Source organism: Lactobacillus sp., from assembly GCF_051893255.1.
GTDB lineage: Bacteria > Bacillota > Bacilli > Lactobacillales > Lactobacillaceae > Lactobacillus.
In genome coordinates, this window is the sequence record NZ_JBJFHB010000075.1 from 1 (window position 1) to 11,183 (window position 11,183).

14 protein-coding genes and 1 tRNA gene are annotated in these 11,183 nt (G+C 50.1%); 11 read left to right on the plus strand and 4 right to left on the minus strand.

Features of this window, described 5'->3' with window-relative positions; translation table 11 throughout:
- The coding region (locus ACI4WN_RS06935) for an FAD-dependent oxidoreductase (RefSeq protein WP_439777549.1) at window positions 1-1,460 on the minus strand (1,460 nt) is incomplete at its 3' end.
- A gap of 182 nt (window positions 1,461-1,642) precedes the next feature.
- On the opposite strand from ACI4WN_RS06935, the gene ACI4WN_RS06940 reads away from it, so the two are divergent.
- The 8 genes from ACI4WN_RS06940 to ACI4WN_RS06975 all read left to right on the plus strand — a co-directional run bounded on the left by ACI4WN_RS06940 (window position 1,643) and on the right by ACI4WN_RS06975 (window position 6,348).
- Window positions 1,643-2,215 carry a GNAT family N-acetyltransferase gene (locus ACI4WN_RS06940; protein ID WP_439777550.1) on the plus strand — a complete coding sequence of 191 codons (573 nt, stop codon included), beginning with the start codon at window positions 1,643-1,645 and terminating at the stop codon, window positions 2,213-2,215.
- A 16-nt stretch (window positions 2,216-2,231) separates the two neighbouring features.
- Window positions 2,232-2,468 carry a DUF4256 domain-containing protein gene (locus ACI4WN_RS06945; RefSeq protein ID WP_439777551.1) on the plus strand — a complete coding sequence of 79 codons (237 nt, stop codon included), beginning with the start codon at window positions 2,232-2,234 and terminating at the stop codon, window positions 2,466-2,468.
- A gap of 16 nt (window positions 2,469-2,484) precedes the next feature.
- Window positions 2,485-3,150, plus strand: a complete 666-nt coding sequence (locus ACI4WN_RS06950) for an MmcQ/YjbR family DNA-binding protein (RefSeq protein ID WP_439777552.1) — start codon at window positions 2,485-2,487, stop codon at window positions 3,148-3,150.
- 73 nt (window positions 3,151-3,223) lie between these two features.
- Window positions 3,224-3,296, plus strand: a tRNA-Thr gene (locus ACI4WN_RS06955).
- 125 nt (window positions 3,297-3,421) lie between these two features.
- On the plus strand, window positions 3,422-3,868 hold the full coding sequence (locus tag ACI4WN_RS06960) for an Rrf2 family transcriptional regulator (protein ID WP_439777553.1): 447 nt from the start codon (window positions 3,422-3,424) through the stop codon (window positions 3,866-3,868).
- Window positions 3,846-4,844, plus strand: coding sequence for an NADP-dependent oxidoreductase (locus ACI4WN_RS06965; RefSeq protein ID WP_439777554.1), 999 nt, complete (start codon window positions 3,846-3,848; stop codon window positions 4,842-4,844). Before ACI4WN_RS06960 ends, ACI4WN_RS06965 begins: the two co-directional genes overlap by 23 nt.
- 101 nt (window positions 4,845-4,945) lie before the next feature.
- Window positions 4,946-5,584 carry an ABC transporter ATP-binding protein gene (locus ACI4WN_RS06970; protein WP_439777555.1) on the plus strand — a complete coding sequence of 213 codons (639 nt, stop codon included), beginning with the start codon at window positions 4,946-4,948 and terminating at the stop codon, window positions 5,582-5,584.
- The gene (locus tag ACI4WN_RS06975) at window positions 5,581-6,348 is read left to right on the plus strand and encodes an ABC transporter permease (RefSeq protein ID WP_439777556.1); all 768 of its coding nucleotides are present in this window, start codon (window positions 5,581-5,583) and stop codon (window positions 6,346-6,348) included. The genes ACI4WN_RS06970 and ACI4WN_RS06975 overlap by 4 nt, the downstream gene beginning before the upstream one ends.
- Window positions 6,349-6,458: 110 nt before the next feature.
- Here ACI4WN_RS06975 and ACI4WN_RS06980 read toward each other — a convergent pair whose 3' ends face one another.
- A complete protein-coding gene (locus ACI4WN_RS06980) occupies window positions 6,459-7,457 on the minus strand; it encodes an AAA family ATPase (RefSeq protein ID WP_439777557.1) in 999 nt (332 codons plus the stop codon).
- A 170-nt stretch (window positions 7,458-7,627) separates the two neighbouring features.
- Here ACI4WN_RS06980 and ACI4WN_RS06985 point away from each other — a divergent pair, with 170 nt between their 5' ends.
- Genes ACI4WN_RS06985 through ACI4WN_RS06995 form a run of 3 tightly spaced genes read left to right on the plus strand, consistent with a single transcriptional unit; the run spans window position 7,628 to window position 8,775 of the window.
- The gene (locus ACI4WN_RS06985) at window positions 7,628-7,975 is read left to right on the plus strand and encodes a hypothetical protein (protein ID WP_439777558.1); all 348 of its coding nucleotides are present in this window, start codon (window positions 7,628-7,630) and stop codon (window positions 7,973-7,975) included.
- 23 nt (window positions 7,976-7,998) lie between these two features.
- The gene (locus ACI4WN_RS06990; RefSeq protein ID WP_439777559.1) at window positions 7,999-8,346 is read left to right on the plus strand and encodes a hypothetical protein; all 348 of its coding nucleotides are present in this window, start codon (window positions 7,999-8,001) and stop codon (window positions 8,344-8,346) included.
- Window positions 8,347-8,355: 9 nt separating this feature from the next.
- Complete coding sequence (locus ACI4WN_RS06995) at window positions 8,356-8,775, plus strand: hypothetical protein (RefSeq protein WP_439777560.1); 420 nt, start codon at window positions 8,356-8,358, stop codon at window positions 8,773-8,775.
- Between the two features lie 246 nt (window positions 8,776-9,021).
- On the opposite strand, the gene dapF is transcribed toward ACI4WN_RS06995, so the two are convergent.
- Window positions 9,022-9,996, minus strand: coding sequence for a diaminopimelate epimerase (gene dapF / locus ACI4WN_RS07000; protein WP_439777561.1), 975 nt, complete (start codon window positions 9,994-9,996; stop codon window positions 9,022-9,024).
- Between the two features lie 3 nt (window positions 9,997-9,999).
- Window positions 10,000-11,183: aspartate kinase (locus tag ACI4WN_RS07005; protein ID WP_439777562.1), on the minus strand; the 1,184-nt coding region annotated here is incomplete at its 5' end.

The window sequence follows — 11,183 nt, forward strand, 5'->3', positions numbered from 1 at the left end:
TTGTTCCACGTTTCCACGCTCTTAACGAGGTTTTCCGCGGGAACGCCAATTTTTTCAGCCAGTTCTTCCAAGCTGTCGGCAGTCTTAACCAAGCCGCTTGCAACATCCTTGGCCAGACTTTCTTCATTCCATGGGGAGGCAGGGGCAGCGATTGAGTCCTTGCCAAAAATCTGGAAGGTTGGCTTGCCCAATTTCTTCTCTTCGTTGAAAATTGCCCGGAAGCCATAAGCGTAAGTAGCATCTTCATTGACGAAGCGGAGTCCTTGCCCGTTCACGAAAATTGATGGGATGGTTGGCAGGCGGTCATCAGTCCCATTGCCTGTGCGGGCGTCAAAATCAATCGTCCCGCCAAAGCCTGTAACGGCCGCGCCGATATTCATCCCCATCACGATCCCATCTCCTCTGTCAGAAGCAACTGACCAGCATAGGTGGCGCTTAACGTCTTCATAATGCTGCGGACTAAGGTCTTTAGCTAATTCAACGTTTTGGTCAATGGAAGCCGTGGACAGAATTACCCCGCGGTTGGCCTTAAAGGCATAGAGCACACCATCTTGTTCAGCAATCACTCCGGTGACCTCACTGGAAGTTTCGTCCTTCAGGACCAAGGCAACTACGGCAGTCTCAAATTGGAATTCCGCGCCTTGCTCCAAGGCATATTCGTACAGCTTGCGGGTAGCGATCACCCCGTTGCCGCCAGCACCGCCACCTTCATAGACATGGATGCGATCCGCAAAAGTATCTTTGGAATAAGGAATCTCAGTATGACCGTATACGCTGGTCCACTTGACGCCAACTTTCTCTTCCAGCCATTCCAGGTTCTGGCCAGCATTTTGGGTAAAGTCACGAACGAGCGGCTCATACAGGCGGCCTTCGCCAGCAGCCAGATATTCTGCTTCATGCTTCTCTGGCGTGTCGTCTTTGCAATCGGTGAATTCCTTCTGGTATTTGGTCCCGGCAGCCTGCATTACCCCACCGGAAAGACTGGTCGTCCCGCCAGGAATTCCTTGCTTCTCAATTGCTAAGACGCTAGCGCCGTTTTCCGCGGCAGTTGCGGCAGCTGACAAACCAGCGCCCCCGGCACCGACAACGATCACATCATATTCGTCATCGAATTCCAGGTCACCTTCGTAGAACTTTTCTTTTAGCAAAGGATAGTTGTTGGGGCGGTTATGAACAGAGGCCGAGGAGATAGCGTCAACATCCCCGCCAACTGCTGCCGCATAGGCCATTTGGGCTGCCTTTCGCAAGGCACCGGTTGAAACTGAAGCACCAGAGACGGCATCGACGTCAACTGAGTGCTCCATATTGGCTTCTTCCAGCCAAGTATCCACCCCAAGGGCGCCAACCGTGTTTGGGACTTCACCTTCAGCCTTGACCTTGACGACTTCGCCATCGACCACATCAACGATGGCCGTGATCTCTGAGTTGAAACCGTGGGCAGTTGCTTTGTATTCAGTCATGATTTTTTCTCCTTACTAACATGAATTAATGCTAATCGCTAATAATGTTTGCGCTTCCAATAAACATGATATCATATGTTATTAATCTGTGGTAAGTAAAAATAGTGTCCGCTCTCATTCATGATAAAATAGACTTGCTGACAAGTGGCGTGCAAGACAAGCGATTGATTGGAAAGAAAACTATGGCAAAGTTAAAGTTAAGACCAGCAACAGTCGGGGATGCGGAGCGTTTGCTTGAGATCTACGCTCCTTACGTAGAAAAGACGGCGATCACTTTTGAAGATGAAGTGCCAAGCATTGGGGAGTTTCAGGCCCGCATCACGCGGACGCTGAAGCGGTATCCCTATCTCGTTGCCCTGAAAGACGGCCAGATCGTTGGCTATGCCTATGCTGGCCCTTTTAAAGAGCGGGCAGCCTATGCCCACAGCGTGGAATTGTCGATCTATGTGGAACTTGGCCAGCGCCATCAGCACATTGGCGGTTTTTTGTACGAGGCAATCGAAAAGGTTTTAAAGAAGCAGGGCTTTCTCAACTTGAATGCCTGCATCGCTGCCCCGATAGGTGAAGATCCCTATCTTGATGACAACAGCATTCGCTTCCATGAGCACCTGGGCTACCAGCTGGTGGGCCGCTTTCACCAGTGCGGCTACAAGTTTGACCGCTGGTACGACATGGTCTGGATGGAAAAGATGCTGGGCGAGCATCCCGTGCCCGGGCCAGCGATTATTCCTTACCCGGAACTGCAGGAGAACTGATTGTAATTCCCAGCGGATGGCAATCGCTTTTAATGGAGGAATCAATGTAAACACTGGATACGCTCAAAGAAAGATTCATGGCCAACATGGACCGTCACCCAGAAGTGAGCCTGACGTCATTTCCTTCCCCAGCGGCCTGGCGATTGTCGACTGCGCCAAGGAAGCACCAGCTGGCCGCCGGAGCGTTTTTGTCTACCATAATGGAGCGGATTCCTACTACAAGGTCCGAGGATTTAGATGCAAGCTGAGTTGATAAGGGGGATGATTTGATGTCTATAGAAGAAGAGCTTTTTGCCAAAAGACAATGCAAATTTAACGAGCTAGTCGCTTACGGCTTTAGCCAGAACGGTGATGACTATTGCCTTGAAGTTCCGCTGAAAAGCGCCAATTTCATTGCTAAAATAAGAGTTTCATCAGTTGGCGAGGTTAGCGGCAAGGTCCATGATCTTGATACTGGCGACGAATACCTGTTGCTCCGCGTTGACAGCGACAACGGCAGCTTTTCTGCCGCGGTCAAGGCGGAATACCGGGCAATCTTGCAGGATATTGCCGACAAGTGCTTTGTCAAGGCCCAGGCAGATCGGATTCAAGATGAAATCAAGAACAGATATGGGGATGAGCCAGATTTCCCTTTCAAAAAATTCCCCGACTACGCGGTTTTCCGCAATCCCAAGAACCGGAAGTGGTACGGCTTGCTGATGACTTTGCCTTTAGGCAAGCTGACTGGCGATGAACGTGACCAGCAGGAAGTCACGGTTCTTAACGTGAAGCAGACAGAGGATCGACTGCCTGATCTACTCAAAAAGGCAGGCTTTTTCCCGGCTTACCACATGAATAAGCAAAACTGGCTGTCGGTCCTGCTTAATGGTGATTTGCCAGATGACCAGGTTCTGGCCTTGCTGGATGAAAGCCGATCCTTTACTGAAAGAAAGTAGGAGGATTTAGCAGCAGGCTCGCGCTGGTTTGAAAAAGTAGTCAAATTAATAATTGTGTTAAGGCACATGAGTTGCTGACTTAGCTCAGTTGGCAGAGCACTTCACTAGTAATGAAGGGGTCGGAGGTTCGAATCCTCTAGTCAGCAGAATTTAAACCGTCACCTGCATGGTGGCGGTTTTTTCTTGCGCAAAAATAAAACTTGGCAGTTGACAGGCAGCCGTCTTTCCTGTTAATGTGTTTGTATCAGATACATTAACAAAAGGAGCAGGCATGCGAGACACGAAATACACGGTGGCGATCCACATTTTGGTCATGCTGGCTACCAGCCCGCGGGACTTGAATTCCGACGACCTGGCGGCAAGCGTTGGCACCAACGCCAGCTACATCCGCAAGGTGATGGCCCTCTTGAAGGACCGCGGAATTATTGCCAGTCAGCGGGGCAAGTCGGGGACGCGGCTGCTGAAGCGGCCGGAGGATCTGTCCCTGCTGGAAATTTACCAAGCAGTCAACGGGGATGAAGTGGAGATCTTCCAAATTCACCAGAATCCCAATCCAGACTGTCCTGTTGGCCAAAACATCAAGCAAGCCGTCTTTCCATTCTTGGATGAGGCGGAGAGACAACTGAAAGCGGCGCTGGCCAAGGACAGCCTGGCTGACGTCATTGACCGGCTCAAGCAAGTCGCGGAGGAAACAAATGCAAGAAGCACAACTAATTAAATATGACGCAAAGAACCCAATTATCAAGCTGACCACGGCACCTGCCAAGCCGGTTGGCGACCATGACCTGCTGGTTGAAACCAAGGTGGCCGCGGTGAACCCACTGGACAACCTCGTGGCTCACGGGGACTTGAAGCTGGTCGTACCTTACAAACTGCCGCAAACTTTGGGCAACGAATTCGTCGGCATCGTCAAGCAGACCGGCGCTGCTGTCCAAAAGTTCCAGCCTGGCGACCGGGTCTACGCCCGGACGCCTTTGGACAACATGGGGGCTTTTGCTGAAGAAATCGTCATCAACGAGCAGGCAGTGGCCAAGGTGCCAGACTACTTGACTGATGAAGAAGCAGCGGCGGTTCCATTGACGGCTTTGACGGCCATGCAGGCTTTCGATTTGCTTGACGCCAAGGCGGGGCAGACCCTGTTCATTTCAGGTGGCAGCGGGAGCTTTGGCGCCATGGCCATCCCGCTGGCTGTGGCTCGGGGGCTGAAGGTGATCACGACTGGTTCCCCCGCCAGAAAGGCAGCGCTCTTGGACATGGGCGTTAGCCAGTTTATTGACTACCGGACGGAAGACTATACCAAGCTAGTCAAGGATGTAGATTTGGTAATCGACACCTTGGGCGGGGAGGAAGTCTTCAAGCAGCTGGGCATTTTGAAGCAGGGCGGCCGGATTGTTTCCCTGCGGGCCATGCCCAACCGGACTTTTGCCAAAAGAATGGGCCTGGGCTGGAGCAAGCAGATCCTGTTTGGGCTGGCAGCGGCTAAAATTGAGCGCCAAGCCAAGAAGAAACAGCAGCATTACGACTTTATCTTCGTTGAAGCCAACGGCTCTCAGCTGGCGCAAGCCAGTGAGATCTTGGCTAAGAGCCAGGTGCGCCCGGCCTTAGGCAAGCGGTATTCCCTGGATCAGGTCAAAGAAGCCATGGCAGACGTGGCTCACGGCCACAGCCGGGGGAAGGTCTTAATCAAGTTTTGAAAAAAAAGTGAAAAGGACGAGTCGTTTAGCAAAAGCGGCTCGTCCTTTTTGGACTATAATGTAACTGCAGTATAAAAATTACAGAAATCAGGAGGAAGAAAATGGCACTCGTTGAACTCAAGCAGGTGGCCTACCAGGCTGGTGACCAGGAAATCCTGCAAGATGTCTCCTTTGCCGTGGAGGAGGGGGACTACCTCACCTTGACCGGGCCGTCGGGCAGCGGGAAAAGCACGACTTTGAAGCTGATCGCGGGCTTGATCTCGCCTAGTAAGGGAGAGATTTTTTACAAGGGGCAAAATCTTGATAACCTGGATCTGGTCCAGTACCGCCGGCAGGTGTCCTACTGCTTCCAGCAGCCAACCTTGTTCGACGAAACGGTTAAGGACAACCTGGCCCTGCCTTTTGCCATCCGCAAGCAGGACTTTGTTGAAAAGCGGGCCCAGGAAGCCTTGAAGCAGGTGGATTTGCCAGCTGATTATTTGGATAAAAAGATTACCACCTTGTCTGGCGGGGAGAAGCAGCGGGTGGCTTTGATCCGCAACCTGCTTTTCCGGCCGGAGGTCCTCCTGTTGGACGAGGTGACGACCGGGCTGGATGAAGAGAGCAAGGAGATCGTCCACCAGCTGATCGCCCGGGTGCACCAGGAGGGGACCACGATCGTGCAGGTGACCCACGACCAAGAGGAGCTGGCCGCTTCCAAGCAGCTCCTGCACATGGAAAAAGGAGGAGTTTTGAAATGAAAGCAATGGCTGTCAGCGATCTGTCATTAATCTTGTCTTTTGCCCTGGTTCTGGTGTCCGTGACGATTTCCTGGAAGGAAAAGCTGGGCTTGACCAAGGACATTTTTTATAGCGTGGGCCGGGCTATCGTCCAGCTGGTCATCGTCGGCTACGTCTTGAAGTTCATCATGCAGGTCGACAATGCCCTTTTGACCCTCTTGATGACCTTGTTTATCATTTTTAACGCGGCCTGGAATGCCAATAAGCGGGATCCCAACCCGAACCGCCAGCTCTGGCAGTCAATCGTGGCCCTTTTGATCGGGACTTACATCACCCTGGGCGTACTGCTGCTGACTCAGACGGTGAAGCTGAAGCCGATGCAGATCATTCCGATTACGGGGATGATCGCCGGCAATGAGATGGTGGCCATGGGTCTGTGCTATAAGGCTTTAGCCACGGGTTTCCATGACCAGCGCCAGCAGGTTTTGGAAAAAATCGCCCTCGGGGCTGACGTGAAGACGGCCAGCATGACCATCCTGCGGCGGAGCATCAAGACTGCCATGCAGCCGACGATCGACTCAGCTAAGACGGTGGGGCTGGTCAGCCTGCCGGGGATGATGTCCGGGTTGATTTTTGCCGGCGTGGACCCAGTTTACGCCATCAAGTACCAGATCATGGTCACTTTCATGCTTTTGTCAGCGACTGGCCTGGGCGCCGTGATCGCGGGCTACCTGTCCTACCGCAATTACTTCAACAAGCGGAGCCAGCTGCGGGAAGAGGAATAGCGATGCGTGCATGGCTTGATGCTCATCAGTAAGAAATATTATAGAGAAGAAAAAGCTACATTATCTCACATCACACAGAGTGAGTTAATGTAGCTATTTGTTTGCAAAAATTAGTCGTCCCTTAGCTTCCGGCCAACGGTGCTTTTGGACATGCCGGTTAGAATTGCCATCTCCCGGATAGTGAAATTTCCTTTTTGCAGATCGTGAAGTTCTGGTGGGTGGCCGGTTACGCATTGGTAGATATTTTGCAGGTATTTAGCCGGATCTGCTTGGATGTTGCTGAAGGCTACGGCAGTTTCAACCATCTTTTTCAAGTCACCGGGGAGGGGGATTCTGTCTCCATATAGAGCAATTATCTTCTTGAACAGCCGGATATTTTTCTCCAGACCTTGGTGCTCTTGGTAAACGTTATTCATTATCGCGGCAGCCACTTCGATCAAGTCTTCCTGGCTGTACTGGTCGAAATTGACAATTAAATAAAAATGCAAGCTTAACGGCAGCTTGAAGGGCTCAAGCGAGTTTGACGTGGCAATTATAGTAAATCCGGGCAGCACGCTATCGAGTCCTTTTAGAAAAGCGTCCTGGTCTGAAGCAATTGCATCGATTCCCTCTAAAAGAACGATTATCTGCTTAGGGTGGGGATAATTGTTGATCTCATAAAAGGCTTGAGCGAGATTTATTGGAATTTGGCCAGTTTTTTCGCTGATTAAGGATTGGCAGTCAACTTTTAGCAATTTGCGGTTAAGGATCTTGGCGATTGTTTTGGCAGACGCATTTTTTCCAGTACCTGGCTGGCCTTTAAAAAGAAACTTGTTCACGTCCATACTGTTGTAGATCGCATTAACAATCCATTCAAGCTTGTCAGCAACTTTTTCCGGTAAGGGCATCTGGCCAACTGGAGTTGCTGGAACTTCTTCCAGGAAAGTCAGAGAAGAAGTTTGCGGCACAAAAATATTGGCTTTAGCGACTAAAGTATCTATGTAGTTGCCGAGTTCTTCATCTCCTGATTTCCGAAAGTCATCGGCGATTTGCTGAGCTTTTTCGGTAAAGGCATAATCGTTGCCTTCTTCGTGATATTTGATTAGATCGACTATGTCTTTCTTCTTCATGTGTACCGCCTCTTATCTTTACTTGCTGAACATATTATATCGCAGGCGGGACAAAAAATGCTGCTTTGGGACAAGAAGGCTGGAATACTTAAAGGCAGTGTACTAAGTCATGACTAGAGTAAAATATGAAGTAGGATGGCAAGTGATTAAAAAGAGGAAGGAAATGTAATATGTGGTTATCAGTTGCGTTAGATGATCGTGCATTAAAGTATGATGACGAATACAAGATACACATTGTTGACGGTGAGCCGTCGGTTGAGTATTACTTTGATGAGAAGACCGCCCAAGCTTTGGAAGACGATGGCTTCTTGGTTGAGATGTGGGATAAGTTTGATGCCATGTTTGACTGGGGAGATTATGACTTCTTTGAGCCTGACAAGTGCGTTGGCTTCCGTCAGTGGTTGCTTGACCGGATGAAGCGGCCGATGAATGATACGGTCCGCCCAGTTTATGAGAAGATGCTGGAATTTGCTAATCTGGCGATTAAGTGCAATACCGGGATTGCCTTTGACTTTTAAGATATTGTAAAGAGGGATGCGTTATGAGATTGTTAGTAGCATTAGATGATCGTGCTTTAAAGTATGACGAAGCGTACAAAATACATTATGTCGATGGCCAGCCAGCGGCTGAGTATTACTTTGATGAAAAGACGGCCCAGGCCTTGGAAGACGATGGCTTTTTGACCGAGATGTGGGACAAGTTCGATGCCATGTTTGACTGGGGGGATTACGACTACTTCGAGCTCGATAAGTGTGTTGGCTTCCGTCAGTGGTTGCTTGACCGGATGAAGCGGCCGATGAATGATACGGTCCGCCCAGTTTATGAGAAGATGCTGGAATTTGCTAATCTGGCGATTAAGTGCAATACCGGCATTGCCTTTGACTTTTAGGAGGCATCAGTGAAGAAGTCATACTCTTTGCTTACGATACATTTAGACCGGCTGCCGCTGCCGGCTAAACCACTTCGTTTGGTGGCCAGTGAAACCATGTCTGATGTTTTAGAGTTAGGTTCTGTGTACTGTCTGTTTGATTATCCGGTTTGTCGAAGGAAGCTTTCTGCTTCAAAAATGTTGCAGACAGAAAGTTTGCTGAAACTGAGGAATTTGGTTGAAGTTCAGCCGGAATGTACAAACTTAGTTGTTGAGCTGGATCTTAACTGCTACTCAGAGATCATGAATTTGCTCTTTTTCAAGCGTTGCGTCCAAGCTATACAGTACTTAAAGACAGAATTTCCCACCTTGACATTTTGGTTAGCTTGTCCTCACGAGGACATGAAAATGTGGTTGGATGTGATGGACCAGTTACTTCCGAAGTCATGACTTTTAGTTTTCTGTCTAAAAAACTTGTGTAAATAGCCGGCAAAATTACCCAGGAAGTGGTCGCTTTGATCCCTAAGCGGATCAAGAGCCGGGGGCCGACTTTTCCACCTGGCGGCAGCCGGTTTTGGTCGTCAACGGCGATCATGACGCGATGGTGCCACCCGGACGGTAAAATTTTTACAAGCTTAAGATCACGACCATTATCGGTTAATAAAAAAGGGACGTACCATTGGTACGTCCTTTTACTTACTTCTTCAGTCCCTCCACGAAGTTCAAGTAGCTCTCTTGTTCATAAGTGTCGCGGGTCTTGATCTGGTCAAAATCAAGCTTAGCTGAGTGCAGCTGCTCTTCCGGAATCTGGATTTTGTGGGTAAAAGTCGCATTCCCCACCAGCTCAATCCAGTAAGCGCCATCGTCATTCTTATGCAAGATGGTCTTGACCATCCCGCCGGGGTTGTAAACTGAGATCTCTTTTTCAAAATGGCCAAGATCTGGGTTCAAGAGGGCAAAGACCAGGGAACTAGCTGACATCCCCGTCCCGCAGGCGTTGGTAAAGCCCACCCCGCGCTCAAAGGTCTTGACAAAAATCTGGCTGTCGCCCTTGACCACCACGTAGTTGACATTGACCCCGTCTGGGAAGTAGGGATTGTCGCCATTCAGGTATTGGCCGAGCTCGCCCAATTTTGGACTGTCCAGCTCTTCTTCCTTGATAAAAACGATCAAGTGGGGGTTAGGCACCGATAGTGCGGTAAACCGCCAGCCGGGAACCAGCTGGGGCAGTTCGGTGTTGAGCAAATGGTCTGTATCCAGATTATCAAAGGGTAAACTTTCTTTTTTAAATGAAACCGGTGAAATTTCCACGCCAAAAGCTGGTACGTTTTCAGCCAAATTTTCAGCCTTTCTTACTTCCAAATTGGCGTACATGGTCTTTACCTTGAACTGGTCTTTTCCCGTTTTTTCAGACAGGTAGCGGGCTACGGTCCGAAGCCCATTCCCGCACATGGAGGCTTCGCTCCCATCGGCGTTGATCACCCGCATTTGGGGGTGATTGGCGTCAGTAACTAGCAAGCCGTCCGCTCCGCCAAGTAACCCAGTTTCCCGGTCGGTCAACGTTCGTGCTAATTGTTGCATTTCAGGGTCCGTCAAGGGCACAGCCAAATTGGCTTGATCCAGGAGGAAGAAGCTGTTTTGTGAGCCGTGGACCTTTAGTAATTCAGTCATCGTTTATTCCTTGTCCTTGTTAAAAAAGTAATCGTAAATGGCAGCCACCGTCTTGTCGGCATCCTTAGCCGCGGTCCCCAGCATGATGGAAATTTCGCTAGCCCCCTGGTTGATCATGCGGACGGAAATCCCGTTGCTGGCAATGGCCTGGGTGATCCCGCTGATCACGCCGACTTGCTGCCGCATCCCTTCGCCGACGATCATGATCAAGGCGTAGTCGTCGATCCATTCCAGGCTGTCTGGGTCAATCTCTTCTTGGATGGCGTTGCAGAGTTCATCGATCAAGGCGTCGTTTAGGTGGTCTCTGTCAAAAATAATGGTCAAGTCGTCAATCCCGGTTGGCATGTGCTCATATGACAGGTTGTACTTAGCCAGGATTTGCAAGATCCGCAGGGTAAAGCCAACTTCCTTGTTGATCAGGTACTTGTGTAAATAAAGTGCCGCAAAATGCTTGCCAGAGGCGATCCCGGTAATGGTTCTTTGAGGGGTGAAGCCTTTTTCCGGTAAAATGAAGGAGCCGCGCTTTTCAGGGTGCTGGGTATTTTTGACATTAATCGGGATCTGCCCTTGGATGGCCGGAATCAAGGCTTCATCGTGGAAAACCGAGAAGCCAGCATAAGACAGTTCCCGCATCTCCCGATAGGTCATGTCCTTGATAGGCTCAGGATCAGCTACTACGCGAGGGTCCACCGTAAAGATGGCGTCGACATCGGTGAAGTTTTCATAGATGTCAGCGTGGAAAGCCCGGGCTAAGATTGCCCCGGTAATGTCTGACCCGCCTCGTGAAAAGGTCGCAATGTGGCCAGCAGGCGTATAGCCGTAAAAGCCAGGGAAGATGAGGATTTCATCTTGCGCAAGCGGCACGTTGGCGATCAAATGGTAGCTCTCTGGGTTAACCACCGCATTGTTGGGCGTCCCGGTCACCAAGAGACCCGCATCTTTAGGATCAACGTATCTAGCCTTGACTCCGCGCTTTTGCAAGATCTTAGAAATCAGCATGGCATTCAGCCGCTCGCCGTGGGCCTTGAAGGCGGCCAGCAGGTAGTTTTTATTAGGATAAGCACCTTCAGGCAGGGCAAAAAGCTTTTCCCTAATTTCCGCAAGTTCCTCTTCACCTAGGCCAAAGTAGTCGGCAATTTGGACATAGCGCTGAAAAATTGTTTCGGCGGTTTCCTGGTTACTTTTAC